We start from the raw sequence: 20,883 nt of genomic DNA on the forward strand, positions 1-20,883 counted from the left end.
GATCATAGGAGGTGTCGTGCCAAGTCGGCGGGCCGAAATCGCCCGTCCTCAAAGCACAAAGTTCTTAATCTGCGGTCCCCTTTGGCACACAATTGCAGGCCAACGCCCGTCCGGAGCCCTCGCTGCCCCTCTCAAGGACCTGCCGCATCGAGATCACAGCATAAGATGCCGCACCGGCGTTACGCTTCGGCGGAAGATAGCGCGCCAGTCGCGCCATTCAGACGATTAGCTTCTCCGTCCTGACCGAGACTTCCGGTCACGAAAGGAAATGTCCATGCAGAACCAGATCGACCTCGTCGCCTTCGGGCCTGAGCATCTTGACGACGCCGTTGTGTTGTCGCGCGCCGAAAGCTGGCCCCATCGCCGTGAAGACTGGGCGATGGTCCAGCAATTGAGCGCTGGCATTGTCGCGATCGACGGAACCGGTCGCGTTATGGGCACGACCTTTATGACCCCGCTCGGCGACGCCTATGCAACGATTAACATGGTGATGGTGGACAAATCCATGCGCGGCCTCGGTCTCGGCCGCAAGTTGATGGAACGCGCCTTCGAACTCGCGGGCGCTCGACCACTGCGCCTGATCGCCACGAAGGAAGGCCTGCCACTTTATGAAAAGCTGGGCTTCGTTGCCACGGGCACGATCCGTCAGCATCAGGGCGAGGTTCACGCAGTCCAACGTCCCGGAGGGGTCGAGGACATGCAGAATAACGATGTGGAGACCGTCAGGGCACTCGACCGCAATGCATATAGTACCGACCGCTCGGCGCTTGTCGATGTACTGCTGGAGCGCGGACAGATCGCTGTCGTGCGCAAGGGCGACGCCGTGGTGGCCTGGGCAGCGATCCGCCCGTTCGGGCGCGGCGAGGTCATCGGCCCTGTCATTGCACCGGATTCGAAGACCGCTTGCGCGCTGATCGCCTATTTCGCCTCATCGCGTGAGGGCGCCTTCCTGCGCGTCGATACGGACAGCGAAACCGGTCTTGCGTCCTGGCTTTCCGAACTGGGCCTGGCGCATGTCGGCGGCGGTGTGACAATGCGACGTCCGCTGATCGAGGACGCCGGTGAGCCCGAAACCAAAGTCTTTGCCCTTGTCAGCCAGGCTTTCGGCTGAAACAAATTCGGAGTTTGAGAATGCTCGCCAATTCCCTGATCGAACTCGATCGCGCCCACCTCATCCACCCTGTCTCCTCCTACCGCGGCCATGAACGGCAGGGCGTGCGCGTGCTGAAATCTGCCTCCGGTGCGACTGTCACCGAGGCCAACGGCCACCAGCTCGTCGATGGTTTTGCAGGTCTGTGGTGCGTCAACGCCGGCTATGGCCACGAGAGCATCATCGAAGCCGCGACGAAGCAGCTGCGCGAACTTCCCTATGCGACCGGCTATTTCGATCTCGGCTCCGAACCGGCGATCCGGCTTGCCGCAGAGCTTGCCGAACGCGCGCCGGGCGATCTCAACCGCGTCTATTTCACGCTGGGCGGTTCGGATGCGGTGGACTCCACCATCCGCTTCGTACGCTATTACTGGACTGCGAAAGGCGAACCGCAGCGCGATCAATTCATTTCGATCCAGCAGGGCTATCATGGCTCGACCTCGGTCGGTGCGGGGCTCACCGCCCTTCCCGCCTTCCATGCCGGTTTCGGCCTGCCCTTCGACTGGCAGCACAAGATCCCCTCGCCCTACCCCTACCGCAACCCGGTCGGCTCCGACGATGCGGCGATCATCACGTCCTCGCTCGCAGCGTTGAAGGCCAAGATCGAGGAGATCGGCGCAGACCGCGTGGCAGCATTTTATGCCGAACCGATTCAAGGCTCGGGCGGCGTTATCGTGCCGCCCAGAGGCTGGATCAAGGCGATGCGCGATCTCTGTAAGAGCTACGGCATCCTTTTCATTGCCGACGAAGTCATCACCGGCTTCGGCCGCACCGGGCCTCTGTTCGCCTCGACCGACGAAGGCATCGTTCCGGACATGATGACGGTCGCCAAGGGCCTGACCTCCGGCTACGTGCCGATGGGGGCAGTCTTCATGGCCGATCATGTATATGACACGATTGCCGATGGCGCGGGCGAAGCGGCGGTTGGCCACGGCTTTACCTATTCCGCACACCCGGTGAGTGCTGCCGTCGCGCTGGAAGTCCTGAAGCTCTACGAAGGCGGGCTGCTCGAAAACGGCGTCACGGCCGGTCAGCGTCTGCTGGACGGGTTGAACAGCCTTCAAGATCATCCGCTCGTCGGCGATATTCGCGGTCGCGGAATGCTCTATGGCGTCGAATTGGTGACTGACAAGGCGAAGAAGAAGCCTCTTCCGGCAGCCAGCCAGCCAGCGCGCCGCATTTTCGACCGCGCCTGGGACAACGGTCTCGTCATCCGCGCCTTCCCGCAAGGCGTGCTGGGCTATGCCCCGCCGCTCTGCTGCACGGACGCCGACATCGACGCCATTATCGAGCGCACCCGCCAGACGCTGAACCAGACTCTGGAAGATCCGGATATTCGCAGCGCACTGGCCTGAGCCGCCCAAACCGCCTGCGGCGGCACTTCGCGATATACCGCCGCAGGAAGCAAGTTCGCAATTTTATGCTGCTGTCCCAGAGTAATTCGAACGATACACCAAGGTGGACATGACAGACTGTTCGACATCAAGCCGAGGAGCGAAAGCGACCTTGGGCAACCGGCATACCCAGCGAGAGTGCAGGCGCCTGTGCCGGTAAGCCGGCGGATCATAGGGAGAGGGCGCGAAAAGAGGAATACCGCGAGCAAGAGAATTCACCGGGTCTGAAAAGTCCGCACAAGACGGACATCGCCCAATCACACGAAGAAGGGGAATGCTATGACCGATAAGATTACCAATTGGACGAAATCGGACGACGCCCGCGTCGAAGACGCCATCCGTCGCGGTGCGACCCGCCGCGATCTGCTGATGATGATGCTGGCAAGCGGCGTTGCCGTCTCCGCAGGCGGAGCCGTCTTCAGCCGCGCAGAGCAGGCTATTGCCGCGACTCCGGTCTCCGGCGGCCACATCAAGGCAGCCGGCATTTCCTCCTCCAATGCCGACACGCTTGACCCGGCCAAAGCCTCGCTCGGCACCGACTACGCGCGGTGCTGCATGGTCTACAATCGCCTGACCTTCATTGACGTCACCGGCATCCCGCAAATGGAGCTTGCAGAGAAGCTCGAGACCAAGGACGCCAAGACCTGGACTGTCACGCTTCGCAAGGGCGTCACGTACCACAATGGCAAGACCCTCACCTCCGCCGACGTCGTGTTCGCGCTGAAGCGTCACCTCGATCCGGCCGTCGGCTCGAAGGTTGCCAAGATTGCCGCCCAGATGACCGAGATCAAGGCGATCGACCCGTTGACCGTCGAAATCGTGCTGAAGGCGCCCAATGCCGACCTTCCGTACATTCTGGCGCTGCATCACTTCATGATCGTGCAGGACGGAACGACCGATTTTTCGAGGGGCATCGGCACCGGCGCCTTCGTCCTGGAGACGTTTGAGCCGGGCGTCCGCTCGATCGTCAAGAAGAACACGAATTACTGGAAGCCGAACCTGCCGCATCTCGACTCCTTCGAGTACTTCGCCATCAGCGATGCCAGCGCCCGCGTTAATGCGCTGCTGGCGGGCGATGTGCAGTTCTGCTCGGCTGTCGATCCGCGTTCCGCCAAGCTGCTGGAAGGGCAAAGCGGCTTTGCACTTTCCAGGACGAACACCGGAACCTATACGAACCTGAACATCCGCCTCGACTTGAACAAGCCCGACTTCGTGACGGGTATGAAGTATCTGGTCGATCGCGAGCAGATCGTGAGCACGGCGCTTCGCGGCTTCGGTGAAGTCGGTAACGACCAGCCGATCTCAAAGGCGAATGCCTTCCACAATCCGAACCTGAAACCAAAGGCATTCGATCCGGACAAAGCCAAGCACTATTTCCAGAAGGCCGGCGTTCTCGGCCAATCGATCCCGGTCGTGGCTTCCCAGGCAGCGGACTCCTCGGTCGACATGGCGATGATCATCCAGGCTGCGGGCGCCGATATCGGCCTGAAGCTCGATATCCAGCGTGTGCCCTCGGATGGCTATTGGGACAAATACTGGCTCAAGGCACCAATCCACTTCGGCAACATCAACCCGCGACCGACTCCGGACATCTATTTCTCGCTGCTTTACTCATCCGATGCGCCGTGGAACGAGAGCCAGTACAAGTCGCCGAAGTTCGACTCGATGATGCTGGAAGCCCGGGGCTTGCTCGACGAGGCCAAGCGCCACGAGATCTACAACGAGATGCAAACCATGATCTCGGAAGAAGCGGGCACTATCATCCCGGCCTCCACCACCAATGCCGACGGCATTTCCAGTAAGGTCAAGGGTCTTCTGCCCAACCCGCTCGGCGGCATGATGGGCTATGCCATGGCCGAATATGTCTGGCTCGAGGCCTGATCGAACAGGCCGTGTCCGGGAGGCTACCGCTCTCCCGGACGCTACCGCCGTTCGTTGCTGTTTGAGGGTGCGATATATCCTCCTGCAGGCGCTGACTTGCAGCTGATGGCTCCCTTGCCGGAGCGCGGATCAGTCATGCCAGGCAAAAAACCGCAATGTCGTTCTGCGCGGCATGTTTTAATCCGGAATGCGGTGCTGCCTTCGTCAATAGTATGCGGCTGGAGATCTCTCATGAACGCTGAAATCCCAACCATGATCGGAAGACGGCTGATCCTCAGCTTGATTACGCTGCTCATCGTTTCCTTTGCGGTTTTCTTCGCCACCAACATGCTGCCGGGGGATACTGCCGCCATTCTGCTCGGTCAGGCCGCGACACCGGAAGCGGTCGCGGGGCTTCGCCATGCCATGCATCTCGACGAGCCGGCCGTACTGCGCTTCCTGCGCTGGCTTGGCGGCGTTTTCACTGGCGATCTCGGCACGTCCTATGCCAACAATATGCCCATCGCGGCGCTGATCAGCGGCCGTTTCGTCAATACGATGGAACTTGCAGGCATCACCGCCCTCGTTGCCGTGCCGCTCGCCCTGACGCTCGGCATCACGGCCGCCGTGATGCGCGGTTCGATCTATGACCGCATCGTGACGGTGTTGACGATCGGCATCATATCGGTTCCCGAATTTGTAGTCGCCTCGACTGCGGTGCTGATCTTCGCTGTTTACCTCAAATGGCTGCCGGCGATTTCCTTTGTCAACGAGGTGCATTCGCTTTCGGACATGTTGCGCATGTATGCGATGCCCGTCGTAACACTGACCTTCGTCGTCTCCGCCCAGATCATCCGCATGACGCGTGCCGCCGTCATCGAAACACTATCGACGCCCTATGTGGAAATGGCGCTGCTGAAGGGCGCATCGCGCAGCCGCATGGTGCTGAGACACGCGCTGCCCAATTCGCTCGGCCCCATCGTCAACGCCCTGGCGCTGTCGCTTTCCTACCTGATCGGAGGCGTGATCATCATCGAGACGATCTTCAACTATCCAGGCATCGCCAAGCTTATGGTCGATGCGGTGGCCACCCGCGACCTGCCGCTGATCCAGACCTGTGCGCTGATCTTCTGTCTTGGCTACCTGATCCTCATCACAATTGCCGACATCATTGCCATCCTGTCCAATCCGAGGCTCCGCTGATGACGCAAAGCGCCCCATCGACCTCAAACTCCGGCATTTTCGGATACTCGTTCAGCCCCGTCGGTATGGTCGCCCTCCTGGTGATCCTCTTCTGGGCGACCGTGGCTATCCTCGGACCGAACATGGCACCCTATCCGATCGGCAAAATCGTCGACATGGACTATTTCGGTCCGATGAGCTCCAAGTTCTGGCTCGGTACGGACTATCTCGGTCGCGACATGCTCTCGCGCATCATTCTCGGGGCGCGCTACACGCTGGGCATCGCGCTGGCCGGTGTGCTCATCGCCTCGAGCAGCGGCGTCATCCTCGGCATGACGGCGGCGGTGATCGGCGGCTGGTTCGACACCCTGCTCAGCCGCTTCATGGATGCGATGATCTCCATCCCCAGCAAGCTTTTCGGCCTGGTGGTCGTGGCCGCAGTCGGCTCGTCGCTGCCGGCTCTCATCGTCACGCTCGCGGTCATCTACATTCCCGGGTCCTATCGCTTTGCGCGTGCGCTGGCGGTGAATGTTAACACGATGGATTTCATCACGGTTGCCCGCACGCGCGGTGAAAACACGTTCTATCTCGCGGTCTCTGAAATCCTGCCGAACATCGTCCGGCCCGTGCTGGCCGATTTCGGGCTGCGTTTCGTCTTCATCGTGCTCTTGCTGTCAGGGCTTTCCTTCCTCGGTCTTGGCGTACAGCCGCCGCTGGCCGACTGGGGCGCGCTGGTGCATGAGAATATCCAAGGGCTCTCCTTCGGTTCGGCCGCCGTCATCGCACCCTCGATTGCCATTGCGAGCCTCACGATCAGCGTCAACCTGCTGATCGACAACCTTCCCCGCAAGATCCGCGACCGGAGCGTTTGATATGAGCAAGCTTGTCGAAATCCGGAACCTCCATGTCGAGGCCACCACCGATTCAGGCCGTCGCATCGAGATCATCAAGGGCGTCGATCTCGAGATTGCCAAGGGCGAGATCGTTGCCCTGATCGGCGAAAGCGGCTCGGGTAAGACGACGATTGCGCTGACGTTGATGGGCCACGCCCGCCCCGGCTGCCGAATTTCGGACGGCTCGATACTGGTCGATGGCAAGGACATGGCGAAGCTTTCGGAGCGCGAGCGTTCGGCCATGCGAGGTACGGACGTCGCCTATGTGCCGCAAAGTGCTGCCGCCGCCTTCAACCCGTCGCAGACGATCATGGATCAGGTCATCGAAGTGACCCGCATCCATGGCCTGATGACACGCGACAAGGCACGCGAGCGGGCGATCGAACTCTTCAGAGCACTGTCGCTCCCATCGCCTGAAACCATTGGGGCGCGCTATCCGCACCAGGTCTCGGGCGGGCAGCTGCAGCGCCTTGCAGCCGCCATGGCGCTGATCGGCGACCCCAAGCTCGTCATCTTCGATGAACCGACAACGGCGCTGGATGTCACAACGCAGATTGATGTGCTCAAGGCTTTCAAGTCGGTGATGAAGGCCGGAGGCATTTCTGGCGTCTATGTCTCGCACGACCTCGCCGTCGTTGCGCAGATTGCCGATCGGATCGTCGTGCTCAAAGGCGGCGAAGTGCAGGAAGAAGGAACGACGCAAGCGATCCTTTCAACGCCAAAGCACGCCTACACACAGGAACTTCTGGCCGCCTTCGAGCCGAAAGAGACGCAATTTGCCGACAAGCCCTTCGAGAAGCCGCGACCGCTTCTTGAAATCGAGAATGTCATTGCCGGCTATGGACCAATCCAGCCGGACGGCCTGCCCTTCATCCAGGCCGTGCGCTCGGTCAGCCTGTCGGTTGAGAAAGGGCGCAACCTGGGCATTATCGGCGAATCCGGCTGCGGAAAATCGACGCTGGCGCGCTGCATTGCCGGCATCCTGCCAGCGAATGCCGGTAACATCGTCTTCGACGGCAAGGAACTCGACCATGCAGCCCGCCGGCGCTCGCGCGCGGCCTTGCGTGAAATGCAGATCGTTTTCCAATATGCTGATACGGCGCTCAACCCAGCCAAGCCTATCGACGACATTCTCGGCCGACCCTTGCGCTTCTATCACGGCCTGAGTGGCAAGGCGCGCGCAGCGCGCGTCGAGGAACTTCTCGACATGGTCCGATTGCCGAAGGCGCTACGGCACCGCTATCCGTCCGAGCTCTCCGGCGGGCAGAAGCAGCGCATCAACTTTGCCAGGGCCCTCGCCGCCAATCCGAAGCTGATCATCTGCGACGAGATCACCTCCGCGCTCGACACCGTGGTCGCCGCCGCCATTATCGAACTGCTAAAGGAATTGCAGCGCGAACTCGACCTTTCCTACATCTTCATCAGCCATGATCTCTCCGTGGTCGAGGCGATCTGCGACGAGATCGTCGTCATGTATCGCGGTGAAAAGCTCGAGCACCTGACGCGCGATGACGTGAAGACGCCGGCGCATCCCTACTCGAAACTGCTCTTCTCGTCCGTGCCGAAACTCAATCCGACCTGGCTCGACACGCTGGTGCTGGAGCCGGAACTGGTCAGGCAATATGGCGGGACGTGAGCTTCGCCTCACACCGGAAACAGGCTCGTCAGCGGCAAATGCGATTTCACGATCGGCGATTTCAGCACGACGAAGCTGAAATACTTGTCGATGCCGATCTCCATGTCGGTCAGGCGTTCCATGATCGTCTGATATTCGCCGATGCCGGCGGTCACGAATTTCACTAGGTAATCGTAGCCACCGGAGACGAGATGGCATTCGATGACCTGATCGATCTTGTCGACCACAGCGAGGAAGCGGGCGAAGTCGACCTGGCGGTGGTTCTTCAGCGTGATTTCCGTGAAGACGGTCAGCGTCTGGCCAAGCTTGCCGAGATTGATCTGTGCCGAATAGCCCTCGATATAACCTTCCGCCTGCAACCGCTTGACGCGCATCAGGCAAGGGCTTGGTGATAAATGCACGAGTTCGGCCAGCTCCACATTGGTGATGCGGCCGTTTTTTTTGCAGCTCGTAGAGGATCTTGATATCCGTCCGGTCGAGTTTCATCATGGGCCTGCCGCCTTCCGTCATTTCTTGCAGCATAAAATTCTGCTGCTTGTGCAAAAGCAAGGTTAGCATATACGGATCGCTTGTCCATCAAGCCGGAAAAGATGAAACGACGCATAAGATTTCGATGCATGACGCGGCACCGGAATTTTCTGCCGCCATGGCGTGAACTGCGGTTCCGCATGCGTTTAGCGAGCGCCTAAGGTGGGCTGAGAGCATAAGCCGACCGGAGTGACACGAGGGTCGACAAGATTATGCTTTAACAAAAACTTGGAGCGCCGATCCGATGCAATCGGAACGAACTGCGCTCTGAGACATGGAGAAGCCGATGCCCGCACCGTTGACCCTCATCGAAACCCCTTCGACCGTGCCGCAAGAGGCAGATGTCGTCGTCATCGGCGGCGGCATTGTCGGGGCCTTCACGGCCTATTTCCTGACGCAGCGCGGGTTGAGGACGGTGCTGCTTGAGAAAGGCCGCATCGGGGCAGAGCAGTCGAGCCGAAACTGGGGCTGGTGCCGTCAGCAGAACCGCGACGCGCGCGAACTCCCCATTGCCACCAAGAGCCTCGATCTGTGGGAGCGCTTCGTGGCCGAGACCGGCGAGGATATTGGTTTCCGCCGCTGCGGCCTGCTTTATCTTAGCAACAACGAAGCCGAAATCGCCGGCTGGGCGCGCTGGCGCCACTTTGCGAAAACCGTCGGCGTGACGACGCATATGTTGTCGGCTGCCGAGACTGCCGAAAAGGGCCAGGCGACCGGTCGCTCCTGGAAAGGCGGCGTCTTCTCGCCGACCGACGGCATTGCCGATCCGTCCAAGGCGGCACCGGCCGTCGCCCGCGCCATGACGAAGCTCGGCGGCACGGTCATCCAGAACTGTGCTGCGCGCGGCGTCGAGACCGAGGGCGGCCGGCTGAGCGCCGTCGTCACCGAACGCGGCACGATCCGCACGAAGATCGCAGTTCTCTCCGGCGGTGCCTGGGCGTCCTCCTTTTGCCGGCAGCTCGGCATCCGCTTTCCGCAGGCATCGATCAGGTCCTCCATCGTCGCTGTCTCAGGCGCTGCAGGCATTCCGCCGGCGCTGCACACGAAGGAAATTTCGGTCACCAGCCGCAGCAATGGCGACTTCACACTCGCCATCAGCGGCAATGCCCGGGTCGACCTCACGCCTCAGCAATTGCGCTTCCTGCCGCAATTCCTGCCCATGTTCGTCAAGCGCTGGCGGCTGCTATCGCCAGGCGGATTCGAAGGAATTCAAAGCGGGCATGAGACGTTGTCGCGCTGGCGGCTCGACCGGCCGACGCCGATGGAGCACATGCGCATCCTCGATCCAAAGCCTGACCAAGCGACGCTGCGCCTCATTCATCGGCGTGCGCTCGACCTTCTGCCGGGGCTGAAGACCACGCAGATCACCGGCACCTGGGCCGGCTATATCGATTCGACGCCCGACGGCGTGCCGGGCATCGGCGAAATCGAGAGCCTGCCGGGCTTTATCCTCGCTGCCGGCTTTTCCGGTCACGGCTTCGGTATAGGACCGGGTGCCGGCCATCTCATCGCCGACCTCGCCTCGGGAGCAGAACCCATAGTCGATCCGAAACCCTACCACCCCTCGCGCTTCGCAAAATCTGCTTGGGGCAAGGTGTCGGAGTTCTGACGACAAGAAAGAAATCTGCCATTCTTCACGTCTCGCCAGAATACCGCAGACCATATCGCTTGATCTTCTCGTTCAACGTTCGTACCGGGATGCCAAGGTCTGCCGCCGTCTGGGCCGTATTGCCGTGATTGATTCCTAAGGCCGCGAGTATGAGGCGCGCTTCGTAATGAGAAACCCGCTCCGGTAGAGGCGCTTCAATGCTGAAGGCGCTTTGCTGTGGTTGCTCCTCATCCAATCCTAACGCGAAGCGCTCGGCTCGGGCTTTCACCTCGCGCACATTGCCGCGCCACTCTTGCTGGAGAAGCCGAACGACAAGGCTTGGCGGCACTTGCGGTTCCGGCCGCCCATAACGCCGCGCCGCAAGAGAAGCGAAATGCCGGAACAACTGCTCGATATCCTCCGCTCGCTCTCGCACCGGTGGAATCCGGACATCCACAGACGCCAGTCGGTAGAACAGGTCCTCACGAAATCGCCCGGCAGCAATCTCGGCAGACAGATCGGTCTTCGCGGCTGCGACAATGCGGACATCCACCGGTCGAAGACGGTTTTCCCCCAATCGTTCGACAACTCGTTCCTGCAAAACGCGAAGGATCTTTGCCTGGAACGGCAAAGGCATGGCCTCGATTTCGTCTAGGAAAATAGTGCCGCCGGTCGCATGCTCAAACTTGCCTTGCCTCTCTGAAAGCGCGCCCGTGAATGCCCCTTTGACATGTCCGAAGACTTCGCTCTCGAAGATGCTTTCCGGCAGGGCGCTGCAGTTGATTGCCACAAAGGGCGCTGGTGCTCGGTGGCTCTGGTAGTGAAGTGCCTGAGCCACCAACTCCTTGCCGGTCCCCGTCTCACCGATAATCAGAACATCGATGTCGACCTGCGCAAGAGCAGCAATTCTTTGTCTGAGGGAGCGAATAGCGGTGCTGTCGCCGATGATTGAGCCTACTTCCTTGTCCTGCTGCACAACCAGCCTTTGCAGGCGACCAATCTCCTGGCTCATCCGCGACTTCTCGATTGCCTTGGAAAGGACGCCGACCAGTCGCTCGGCATCATAGGGTTTTTCGATGAAGTCCTCGCCGCCCCGCTTCAGCGCCTCGACAGCAAGAGAGACATCGCCATGAGCTGTCAGGAGAATGACGGGAAGTCCGGGACACTTGCGCACAACTGAACTCAGCAGCGTCATGCCGTCAACGCCCGGCATTCTCAGATCCGTCAAGACGAGGTCCGGAGGCTGATCAATGATGGCCTTGAAGGCATCGTCGGCACGATCAAAGCTGAGGACCTCGAAACCGTTCACCGTCAGCCAGTCGCTGGCCGCCCGCAGATGATCGCGATCATCATCGATCAGAATGATCCGCCCCTTCTTCACTGAGCCGCCTCCAGCGACGTTTCAGGCCGGTCAGCAACGGGTAGCGAAATGGTCGCGCGCGTGCCACCGGCATTTGCCTCGGCGAAGCGGATGGCGCCCCCGCATTCCTTGATGATGGTGGCGGCGATAGAAAGACCCAATCCAAGTCCCTCGCCGGTCAGCTTCGTGGTGAAGAAGGGTTCCAGGACCCGCTCACGAAGATCGGGGGCGATGCCGCTGCCATTGTCAACAATCGCAATTTCGACCCATTGCAGACCGTGGCGGTGCTCGATCCTAATCTCGGGATCCGGACGGTCCGCAACCGCATCGACCGCATTGAGGAGCAGGTTCAGCATGGCCTGCTCGAGCTTGACCGGCACAGCCATTACGGTGGGGGATGGCGTCTCCCCAGTAACGTCAACGCTCAACCCCAAGGAATTAACGCGTGGTGCAGCGAGCTCAACCACATTGTCGATAACAGTTTCCACACAGACCCGCTCCATGTCCGAGACGTCCTTGCGGGAGAATGTCTTCAGGTGTTTGACTGTTCTTTGCATGCGACGCACAAGTCCACGCGCTTTTTCCAATCGAAGACCGACCTCCTCTTGCGCATGCCTTGAAGCGAGTAATCCGGCTGTGGCGAGTGTCGCATCCAGCGCCGCCAGCGGTTGGCTTACTTCGTGGACGATCGCAGCCGACATTCGACCAAGGGCCGCCATCTTTTCCGAGTGCACAAGTCCTTCCTGGGTGCGGCGAAGCTCTTCTTCAGTGCGTTTGCGGATGGCAACCTCGCATGCAAGGTCACTTGTCCGCTCTGCGACCATCTGTTCAAGAAGCTCACCCTGCCTCAGTCGCATCGCAATCAACTGGCGGCGCTGGTCCATGACATAGAAGCCAGCACTGATCATCAGCCCACTGGCCAGTGTCGCAAGAGCCCAAAGTGATGCGCTGGCAGAGGCTTGGCTCGCATCCGTCGCAGCGATAACCTTCCAACCATCGGGCTGTATCGTCGAGGATAGCGTCACCAGCCTTTGCTCACCATCCAGTTGAATGGCTGCCTGCCGATCGTCATCTGGGAAAGAGCCATCCGTGGCCTTGAAGATCGGCTGGGCGTTTTCGAGGTCAATCCCATCATAGGTCCTCTCCTGAAGAAGCTGGTCGAGGGTCCCGGCATCCAGCCGATGAAGCGGGCGGTATCGCCATTGCGGATCGCCTGCCAGAAACACAAGCCCCGCTTCGTCCGCAATAGCTGTCTTGACACCTGCGGCTTTCCAAGCGGCCTCCAGCGGGGTCAGATCTGCCTTCACCACCACGACGATCGGCGGCCGGCCCTCCAAATCGATACGCGAGGACAGGAAATAGCCTGGTTTTCGGGTGGTGACGCCAATAGCGTAAAAACGGCCCTCGCCCTGCGACAGGGCGTCCAGGAAATAGGGCCTGAAGCTGTAATCATGGCCGACAAAGCTCTGGGGCGTCGCGTAATTGCTGGCGGCAAGCGTTTTTCCATCATGATCAAGAACATAGAGATCAGAGGGCCCTACCTGCTTTACGATCGTTTCAAGATAGTGGTTGGCAAGAGCGATGTTCTGGGGGCTTGTGTCATGCGAGAGCGCGCGGATACGCGCATCCTGGCCCAATATGCGCGGCAATGCACGAAAACGATCGATCTCGGTCACGATCGCCCGGTCGGTCAGGGACAGGTTCTGCTGCAACTGATCCTGCTCCGCACGAAGCAGCATATGATGCGCAATGTGATAGACGGCAACCGGTGCAACAAACGCGCAGAGCAGGATAGACAGCGTCAGGCGGTTGAAAACGGCATTCATCGTCAATCCGCGTCCTTCAAGCTTTCGGGCGGTCAAAGGGCTTGCTGTTCGAAGTGAGCCCTGCCATTACATTATCTGATTTCCGATAAGATGCATCCGCTGCATGAATGGCTTCCGGCAGCGTTCGACCCTGTGTGGGGCACTCAAGCCGCGTTCATCCTCCTCTATCATGCCACACGCCGTAATGCGCGTGGCATGATCCGAGATCATTAGATTCCGGAAGCCGGAGGGACGGAAGGGGCACCATCTGTCGATGACGGGGCATCCTTCTTTTGCCCATCCCGTCGCGAGCTGCGCCAAACAAGAACGGCGAAGATTGCGGCAAAGCCGAAGCCGATCTCATCTGTTAGAGGCAGTGCCGCAAACAAGGTAAACGCTGCTGCGGCAGCAGTCAGCCTCAGGAGTGGCGAGAGTGGAACGGCAACAAATCCTATCACGGCTGCTCCCCACAGGCCGATTGCCAGCGTCGTCTTCAAAACGATGTAGACGACGGCAGTCACATAGCCATAGTCGAGAGCAAACTGTCCGCCGTCCTGGAGCATCAGGGCCGGCGAATAGACTGCCATGAACGGGATCACAAATCCCGCGGCTGCAACCTTCACGGCCTGAAGCGAGATCTTCAGACCGCTTTCGCGTGCGATGGGTGCTGCGGCAAAACAGGCAAGCGCGACAGGCGGAGTAAGATCGGCCAGAATGCCGAAGTAGAAGACGAACATATGGCTAACAATCAGGGGCACCCCGAGTTCAAGAAGGGCCGGGCCAGCGATCGACGAAGTGATGATATAGTTTGGAATGGTTGGTATGCCCATTCCGAGCACGAGACAGGTTACCATGGTGAGCACGAGGGACAGAAACAGGCTGGTTCCGCCGACCGACACGATGAACTGGCCGAATGTATTGGCAGCGCCGGTCAGTGTCATCGTGCCGATGATGACACCCACAAGCGCACAGGCGATGGCAACCGGTAAAGCTGTCTTTGCGCCTTCGGCCAAGGCATCGCGGCAATCGGCGAGTGTCTGTCGGCCACTGGTTCTCAGCGCATTGACGATGATGAGAACCATAAGTGCGGATAGGACAACGGTCATGCCGAATTTGAAGAAGGCTGCGGCCACCCCACCAAGCCCGATCCAGAAGATCATCCGCACGACCATTGAAGGCAGTCGGATGGCAATAGAAGCGCCAAGGATGAGAAGTAGAATGAAGGAAAGCCCAACCGTTCCGGCAAAGAGCGGCGTGTAACCCGAAAAAAGCAACCACACGAGGGCCGCCAGCGGCAGGATGAGATGCCAGCCCTTCTTCAGGGCAGCCGAGGCGGACGGCAGTTCTGCGCGCGGCAGCCCCAGCAGCCCCCGCTTCCCTGCCTCCAAATGCACCATCCAGAACGCCGAGGCAAAGTACAAAATGGCAGGTATCAATGCCGCCTTGACGACCTCGTGATATTCCACACCCAAGGTTTCAGCCATGATGAAGGCAACGGCACCCATGACCGGCGGCATGATCTGCCCACCCATTGAAGCCGTGGCTTCGACGCCGCCAGCAAATGCGGGGCGATAACCGAACCGCTTCATCAGCGGAATGGTAAATTGGCCGGTGGTGACAACATTGGCCACGCCTGAGCCTGAGATTGTCCCCATCAAACCGGATGAGATGATTGCAACCTTGGCTGCACCACCGCGGCGCCCGCCGACGAGGCTCAAAGAGACATCGTTGAACAGTTGGATCATACCCGCCTTCTCCAGGAAGGCGCCGAAGAGGATGAACAGGAAGATATACGACGAGGAGACAAGCGTCGGGATGCCATAAATCCCTTCAGTCCCGTAGGCCATATGGTCGATGACCTGGCCAAAGGAATAGCCACGGTGGTTCAGCGGCGAAGGAAGGTATTCCCCGAAAAGGCAATAGAGAAGAAACACGCCTGCGATGATCGGCAGTGCTGGCCCCATCAGCACCCAGGAGGCTGCGAAGACAATTGAGAGGGCGATGACGCCGAAGACGATGTCTCGATCGAGAGGGTCTCCCGCGCGCAAAATCAAGTCTGTGTACTCGTAGCACTGATAGAACGCAACCGATGCGGCAATGGCAGAACAGGTCCAGGCGGCTACTTTAGTGTTGCGCCCCTTGTTGAGAAGGGCGGCCAGCAACGGGAAGATCAATGCCGTGACGAAGCCGACATGGATGGCGCGCACCAACTGGCTCGGCGGATCAATTAGATGGGCGGCCGTCGCAAGTTGGAAAGCGGAAAAGGCGAGCGCGATAGAGAAGATAAGCCGTCCTTCCGGTGTGCTGGGGAAGGCGGCGGAAAGAGCGTCATGCGCGCTAAGCTCGGCAGCATGACCGTCTTTGGGTGGCAGAGCGGATGTCATCAGGTCCTCCAGACAAAAGCTAGGGGCGGTGACCCTCCATCACCGCCTCGTGGTCGACATGGCTTATAGGAGGCCTTTTTCCTTGTAGTAGCGCTCAGCCCCCGGGTGCAGCGGCACGGGCATGCCGGTGAGTGCATTTTGCACCTTCAGCCCATCGGCCGCTTTGTGGGCCGCAGATAACGCTGGCAGGTTCTCGAAGAGTTGCTTGGTCATCTGGTAGGCAACGTCATCGGAGACATCCGCGTGCGTGATGAGAAAATTGCCTACAGCAACCGTCGCGACGTCAGCCTTCTGCCCTTCATAGGTTCCCGCGGGCACAGTCGCCGCGACGTAGGGGGCACCGAGTTTGCTTGCGATTTCCCCCGGTATGGCGACCAACTGTACATCGAGCGACGCCGCAAGGTCACGGAACGAAGAAACTCCGAGCCCTGCCGATTGCAACGTCGCATCCAGCTGACGGTTCTTCATGAGTTCGACGGATTCGGCAAACGGGAGGTATTCGGTTTTCCCCAATTGCTTGTAAGTCAAACCCGCAGCACCGAGAATGGCGCGTGCATTGAGCTCAGTGCCCGATTTCGGCGCGCCGACCGATAGGCTCTTGCCCTCCAGGTTTGCAAGCGTCGTAACGCCAGATTCGCGGGAGGCCATGATCTGAATGTAATTCGGATAGATTGCGGCGATGCCTCTCAGCTTTTTCAGCGGAGCCTTGAAACCTGCTTCGGCATCCCCCTCCCAAGCCAGCTTGACGGCGTCACCAAGCGCAAACGCGATTTCTCCCCTGCCTTGTTGCAGCAGGTTGAGGTTCTCGACCGAAGCCTTGGTCGCCTGAACCTGGGTTCGGGCACCCTCGATTTTCTCACCGTAAATCTTGGAGAGGGCGACACCGAGCGGATAATATACGCCGGATGTTCCGCCTGTCAGGATATTGATAAACTGATCTGCCTTTGCCGCCGTCGAAGTTGCGATGGCGCCCATCAGACCAAAGGCCATGATTGCTGATTTGCCGATGCTCAGTCTCATAAAAACTCCTCCCAGGATCACTGCGGCTATCTGTCCGCGCATCTTTGGGAGCAAAGTCTGGGCCAATTCTGAGGTTATTGTTTTCATTTAATAATCAGGAATTGAGTGATCGTAGCTGGCAGGATAATGCCAGCAGTTACGAAGAGACAGGCAGGTTTTTGCCAAGCACGCCGAAGCCGAAATCGGGACATTGAGGCGCATAGCAGAGGGTCGAAGGCCATCCTGCAGAACATGTCGTGGGTATCTCCAATAATTGCTGCTGCTCAATGGCGACCCATCGCTCCGGCCAGCAGATCGTTTATGAAAGCCTGTACATGTGTTGACTGCTCCACGGAGCGGCGAGTTATGACTTCGTAGGGCTCACTCTTGGAACGAAGATGCATGGGCAGGATGCTGGCCATGCCGAAGTTTACGAAAAATTCGGCAACGTCGCTGGAGAGCAGCGCGACTGTATTCGGTTCGGCCTGGATCAGTGAAATTGTGGTCAGCGCGGAGCGCGTCTCCATTAGTCCGGAGGGCATGTGGAGCCCGGCCTGTCGAAACTCCTGCTCCAGCAACAGCCGCATGGGCATCGCCGCAGTGTAGACAATCCAGCGGGAATCCTCGAGGTCCGTCAAGCGCACGCGTTTGCGGTCAACCAGAGGGTGAGCGCGATTGGCGACCACTGCCAACCGTTCATCGTGAAAGGCCGTGACATGGTAAAGCTGCGGAGTGGCGATCATGGAGCTGCGCCCAATGATAAGATCGAGCAGACCTCGATCTAACTGCCTGAACAGTTCGACGCTGGTATCTTCCAGAATCTCGAACGAGGTGCGGGGGAAGCGCCTGAGGAAGCTGCTGATGGTTTCCGTCAAATAGGGAACGGCACCCATGATTGTGCCGACGCGCAACCTAGCCCATCCGCTGTCAGATGCCGTGTTGATCTCCTCTTCCATCGCCTTCAATTGTGACAGCATGGTTTTTGCGTGCCGGATCATGCATTCGCCCGCAGGTGTCGGGTTGAGCCCGCGATTCGTCCGGTTAAACAGTTGCGTGCCGGTCAGCTCCTCAGCCTCCTGCAACGCCTTTGTCGCGCGCGGCTGGCTCATGCCAATCAACTCCGATGCCCGCTTGAGCGAACCGTTATCGTCAATGGCTGATATCAAAAGCAATTGCCGCATGGAGAGGCGGATCATCGGATTGGAATAGATGCGCGGCATCGGCTTCAATTTCCATTTTGTTATATCGATATTCAGCAATAGCGGATTTACAGGTGTTTTTCTGCCGTTATTTTCCACAGCCGGATGATTTTACAGTCGCTCTCGCGAGAAACTGTCCCAAGACGTTATCAAATAGGAATACCAGGTAGGGGGAGGCGCATGAGCCTGATCAATTATGTGACGCGGGTCCAATTCGGGTACGGCGAAATCGCAACGCTGAAGGGTGAACTGGAACTTGCCGGGATCACCCGCCCGGTCATCGTCACCGACAAGGGCGTGCGTGCGCTTGGTATTCTGGAACGCATCGAGACCGCCACGGGCATCACTCCAGCTGCCGTTTTTGACGAAACCCCGGGCAACCCGAACGAAGCAGCAGCCGTGAAAGCGACCGCGCTCTTCCGAGAAGCCAAAGGTGACGGTATCGTTGCCATCGGCGGTGGCTCTGCGCTGGATCTTGCCAAGGCGGTCGCCGTGATGGGCGCCCATGAGGGACCGCTGAAGACCTATGCCGTGATCGAGGGGGGCCTCGAAAAGATAACCGCGCGTACATTCCCCACCATTGCCATTCCGACCACCGCCGGTACGGGCAGTGAGGTGGGTCGCGCCGCCATCATTATTCTGGAAGATGGACGCAAGGTTGGACTGCTGTCTCCCTACCTGGTGCCGAAAGCCGCCATCGTCGATCCGGAACTGACGATGAGCCTGCCACCCATGCTGACCGCTGCCACGGGTATGGACGCCATTTCCCACTGCATCGAGACCTATCTCGCCCCCTCCTTCAACCCGCCGGCCGATGGCATCGCGCTGGAAGGCCTGCGCCGCGGCTGGGCCAACATCCGCCTTGCCGTGGAAGAGCCGGGCAACCGCGATGCACGCGCCAACATGGCGATCGTAGCAACCATGGGCGCCATGGCCTTCCAGAAGGGCCTCGGCTGCGTGCACAGCCTCAGCCACTCGCTGGGTGGCCTCAATCCGAAGCTGCATCACGGCACATTGAATGCCATCTTCATGACGCCGGTGCTCGCCTTCAACCGCAGTGCAAAGACCTCGGTTGACGAGAACAAGTATGCCCGCCTTGCCGATACCATGGGCCTTGCTGCTGATGTAGACATTGGCGCCGCCATCGAGGATATGACCCGTGCCATTGGCCTGCCCACCCGCCTCTCGCAGCTGGGTGTTACCGCTGACCTGTTTGACAAGGTGGTAAAGGGAGCGCTTGCCGACCATAGCCACCGAACCAACCCGCGTGACGCTACGGCTGACGATTACCACGCCATGCTTCAGGCAGCACTGTAAGCGAAAGCCCCCCTGGGAGTGACAAGATGACCTATACGCTGCACGGCAAACACCTGATTGCCGGCGAATGGGTGGCAACGCCTGATCGCTTTTACAATGAGCCGGTTTCCGGTGAGCCCGCCGCCTTTTCGCTGGGCACAGTCGAGATGGTCAATCGCGCCGCAGAAGCCGCCGAAGCCGCCTTCTGGTCCTATGGCTATTCGTCAGCCACTGACCGCGCTGCCCTGCTGCGGGCCATTGCGGATGAGATTGAGGCACGGGGTGCCTCCATTACCGAAATCGGCTGCCAGGAAACCGGACTGCCGACCGCCCGTCTTGAGGGCGAGCGGGGCCGCACAACGGGCCAGCTCCGGCTTTTCGCCAGCCACATCGAAAAGGGAGAGTATCTCGACCGCCGTCTTGACTCCGCCCTGCCGGACCGCCAGCCGGCGCCGCGTCCGGAGATCCGGCTGATGCAGCGCCCGATCGGACCTGTTGCGGTGTTCGGCGCCTCCAACTTCCCCCTCGCTTTCTCAACGGCCGGCGGTGATACAGCAGCAGCTCTTGCAGCCGGTTGCCCGGTTGTGGTGAAGGGTCATTCCGCCCACCCCGGCACAAGCGAGATCGTCGCGGAAGCCATCCATGCCGCCATCAGCAAGCTCGGAATCGATCCGGGCGTTTTCAGCCTGGTGCAGGGCGGCAATCGGGATGTGGGCAGCGCCCTTGTCACCCATCCCCTCATCAAGGCCGTCGGCTTCACCGGCTCGCTGGCAGGCGGCCGGGCGTTGTTCAACCTGTGTGCCAGCCGCCCAGAGCCCATCCCCTTTTTCGGGGAGCTGGGAAGCGTCAATCCGATGTTCCTTCTGCCGCAAGCCATAAAGGCACGTGCCGGCGCCCTTGGGGCAGGCTGGGCCGCCTCGCTGACGATGGGCGCCGGCCAGTTCTGTACCAATCCGGGCATTGCCGTTGTTGTGGCCGGCGCGGACGCGGACAGCTTTGTGGCCGCCGCAAAGGAAGCACTCGCGAAGACCGGCCCGCAGGTCATGCTGACAGAAGGCATTGCCCGCGCCTATCAGTCCGGCCAAGCCCGCTTGCAGAACCGCGAGACGGTGCAGCCGGTACATGAGACCGTCTCGGAAGGGCGCAGCAGCAATCCGAACCTCTATGAGACGACGGCGAACCAGTTCCTCGCCGACCATATGCTGTCGGAAGAAGTGTTTGGTCCGCTCGGTCTTATCGTTCGGGTGGAAACAGCCGAGGAGATGCGCCGCATCGCGCTGAGCTTCCAGGGTCAACTGACGGTCACCCTGCACATGGACGATGGCGACCTGCCTCTGGCCAGGACGCTGCTGCCCGTACTTGAGCGAAAGGCCGGACGTGTGCTCGTCAACGGGTTCCCGACCGGCGTGGAGGTTGTCGATTCCATGGTGCATGGCGGCCCCTACCCGGCCTCAACGAATTTCGGCGCCACAAGTGTCGGCACACTGTCAATCCGGCGTTTCCTGCGCCCCGTCAGCTACCAGAATTTCCCGGCGGCCCTGCTGCCGGAAGGCTTGCTTTAACATCACCAACGGCATGTCCCGTCGGGACATGCCTTCTATCTGGAGGA

The 20,883-nt window shown here is 59.9% G+C and carries 14 protein-coding genes and 1 pseudogene; 9 read left to right on the forward strand and 6 right to left on the reverse strand.

All coding sequences use genetic code 11. From position 1 onward, the window contains the following. Positions 1-274: 274 nt before the first annotated feature. The 6 genes from G6N78_RS21075 (at position 275) to G6N78_RS21100 (ending at position 8,115) form a co-directional block, all read left to right on the forward strand. A complete protein-coding gene (locus G6N78_RS21075; RefSeq protein ID WP_165223495.1) occupies positions 275-1,111 on the forward strand; it encodes a GNAT family N-acetyltransferase in 837 nt (278 codons plus the stop codon). Positions 1,112-1,131: 20 nt separating this feature from the next. Beyond that, positions 1,132-2,505, forward strand: coding sequence for an aspartate aminotransferase family protein (locus G6N78_RS21080; RefSeq protein ID WP_165223498.1), 1,374 nt, complete (start codon positions 1,132-1,134; stop codon positions 2,503-2,505). Positions 2,506-2,823: 318 nt separating this feature from the next. Continuing rightward, positions 2,824-4,425 carry an ABC transporter substrate-binding protein gene (locus G6N78_RS21085; protein ID WP_165223501.1) on the forward strand — a complete coding sequence of 534 codons (1,602 nt, stop codon included), beginning with the start codon at positions 2,824-2,826 and terminating at the stop codon, positions 4,423-4,425. 231 nt (positions 4,426-4,656) lie between these two features. Further along, positions 4,657-5,607: an ABC transporter permease gene (locus G6N78_RS21090; RefSeq protein WP_165223504.1), complete on the forward strand. Its 951-nt coding sequence runs from the start codon at positions 4,657-4,659 to the stop codon at positions 5,605-5,607. After that, positions 5,607-6,458 carry an ABC transporter permease gene (locus G6N78_RS21095; protein WP_165223507.1) on the forward strand — a complete coding sequence of 284 codons (852 nt, stop codon included), beginning with the start codon at positions 5,607-5,609 and terminating at the stop codon, positions 6,456-6,458. Before G6N78_RS21090 ends, G6N78_RS21095 begins: the two co-directional genes overlap by 1 nt. 1 nt (position 6,459) lies before the next feature. Continuing rightward, a complete protein-coding gene (locus G6N78_RS21100; protein ID WP_165223510.1) occupies positions 6,460-8,115 on the forward strand; it encodes an ABC transporter ATP-binding protein in 1,656 nt (551 codons plus the stop codon). Between the two features lie 8 nt (positions 8,116-8,123). Here the strand turns inward: G6N78_RS21100 and G6N78_RS21105 are convergent. Continuing rightward, positions 8,124-8,601, reverse strand: a pseudogene (locus G6N78_RS21105) (Lrp/AsnC family transcriptional regulator). A 328-nt stretch (positions 8,602-8,929) separates the two neighbouring features. On the opposite strand from G6N78_RS21105, the gene G6N78_RS21110 reads away from it, so the two are divergent. After that, positions 8,930-10,252: an NAD(P)/FAD-dependent oxidoreductase gene (locus tag G6N78_RS21110; RefSeq protein ID WP_165223513.1), complete on the forward strand. Its 1,323-nt coding sequence runs from the start codon at positions 8,930-8,932 to the stop codon at positions 10,250-10,252. Positions 10,253-10,277: 25 nt separating this feature from the next. On the opposite strand, the gene G6N78_RS21115 is transcribed toward G6N78_RS21110, so the two are convergent. From G6N78_RS21115 to G6N78_RS21135, 5 genes are all read right to left on the reverse strand, one after another. Then, positions 10,278-11,612, reverse strand: a complete 1,335-nt coding sequence (locus G6N78_RS21115) for a sigma-54-dependent transcriptional regulator (RefSeq protein ID WP_165223516.1) — start codon at positions 11,610-11,612, stop codon at positions 10,278-10,280. Beyond that, positions 11,609-13,417 carry a sensor histidine kinase gene (locus G6N78_RS21120; RefSeq protein ID WP_234906087.1) on the reverse strand — a complete coding sequence of 603 codons (1,809 nt, stop codon included), beginning with the start codon at positions 13,415-13,417 and terminating at the stop codon, positions 11,609-11,611. Before G6N78_RS21120 ends, G6N78_RS21115 begins: the two co-directional genes overlap by 4 nt. 209 nt (positions 13,418-13,626) lie before the next feature. Then, the gene (locus tag G6N78_RS21125; RefSeq protein ID WP_165223524.1) at positions 13,627-15,780 is read right to left on the reverse strand and encodes a TRAP transporter permease; all 2,154 of its coding nucleotides are present in this window, start codon (positions 15,778-15,780) and stop codon (positions 13,627-13,629) included. 63 nt (positions 15,781-15,843) lie between these two features. Continuing rightward, the gene (locus G6N78_RS21130; RefSeq protein ID WP_234906088.1) at positions 15,844-16,770 is read right to left on the reverse strand and encodes a TAXI family TRAP transporter solute-binding subunit; all 927 of its coding nucleotides are present in this window, start codon (positions 16,768-16,770) and stop codon (positions 15,844-15,846) included. A 293-nt stretch (positions 16,771-17,063) separates the two neighbouring features. Continuing rightward, on the reverse strand, positions 17,064-17,999 hold the full coding sequence (locus tag G6N78_RS21135; protein ID WP_165225339.1) for a LysR family transcriptional regulator: 936 nt from the start codon (positions 17,997-17,999) through the stop codon (positions 17,064-17,066). A 159-nt stretch (positions 18,000-18,158) separates the two neighbouring features. Between G6N78_RS21135 and gbd the strand changes: the two genes are divergently transcribed. Together gbd and G6N78_RS21145 are read left to right on the forward strand one after the other, a co-directional pair. Then, a complete protein-coding gene (gene gbd, locus G6N78_RS21140) occupies positions 18,159-19,295 on the forward strand; it encodes a 4-hydroxybutyrate dehydrogenase (RefSeq protein ID WP_165223532.1) in 1,137 nt (378 codons plus the stop codon). A 26-nt stretch (positions 19,296-19,321) separates the two neighbouring features. Next, on the forward strand, positions 19,322-20,836 hold the full coding sequence (locus G6N78_RS21145; RefSeq protein ID WP_165223535.1) for an aldehyde dehydrogenase (NADP(+)): 1,515 nt from the start codon (positions 19,322-19,324) through the stop codon (positions 20,834-20,836). Positions 20,837-20,883 lie beyond the last annotated feature (47 nt).

The organism is Allorhizobium pseudoryzae, from assembly GCF_011046245.1.
Classification (GTDB): domain Bacteria; phylum Pseudomonadota; class Alphaproteobacteria; order Rhizobiales; family Rhizobiaceae; genus Neorhizobium; species Neorhizobium pseudoryzae.

Bases quoted from the DNA above. Each gene is read 5' to 3' on its own strand.
- G6N78_RS21075 (WP_165223495.1), top strand. From the start codon at position 275: ATGCAGAACCAGATCGACCTCGTCGCCTTCGGGCCTGAGCATCTTGAC.
- G6N78_RS21080 (WP_165223498.1), top strand. From the start codon at position 1,132: ATGCTCGCCAATTCCCTGATCGAACTCGATCGCGCCCACCTCATCCAC.
- G6N78_RS21085 (WP_165223501.1), top strand. From the start codon at position 2,824: ATGACCGATAAGATTACCAATTGGACGAAATCGGACGACGCCCGCGTC.
- G6N78_RS21090 (WP_165223504.1), top strand. From the start codon at position 4,657: ATGAACGCTGAAATCCCAACCATGATCGGAAGACGGCTGATCCTCAGC.
- G6N78_RS21095 (WP_165223507.1), top strand. From the start codon at position 5,607: ATGACGCAAAGCGCCCCATCGACCTCAAACTCCGGCATTTTCGGATAC.
- G6N78_RS21100 (WP_165223510.1), top strand. From the start codon at position 6,460: ATGAGCAAGCTTGTCGAAATCCGGAACCTCCATGTCGAGGCCACCACC.
- G6N78_RS21110 (WP_165223513.1), top strand. From the start codon at position 8,930: ATGCCCGCACCGTTGACCCTCATCGAAACCCCTTCGACCGTGCCGCAA.
- G6N78_RS21120 (WP_234906087.1), bottom strand. From the start codon at position 13,417: ATGAATGCCGTTTTCAACCGCCTGACGCTGTCTATCCTGCTCTGCGCG.
- G6N78_RS21125 (WP_165223524.1), bottom strand. From the start codon at position 15,780: ATGACATCCGCTCTGCCACCCAAAGACGGTCATGCTGCCGAGCTTAGC.
- G6N78_RS21130 (WP_234906088.1), bottom strand. From the start codon at position 16,770: ATGGCCTTTGGTCTGATGGGCGCCATCGCAACTTCGACGGCGGCAAAG.
- G6N78_RS21135 (WP_165225339.1), bottom strand. From the start codon at position 17,999: ATGCCGCGCATCTATTCCAATCCGATGATCCGCCTCTCCATGCGGCAA.
- gbd (WP_165223532.1), top strand. From the start codon at position 18,159: ATGAGCCTGATCAATTATGTGACGCGGGTCCAATTCGGGTACGGCGAA.
- G6N78_RS21145 (WP_165223535.1), top strand. From the start codon at position 19,322: ATGACCTATACGCTGCACGGCAAACACCTGATTGCCGGCGAATGGGTG.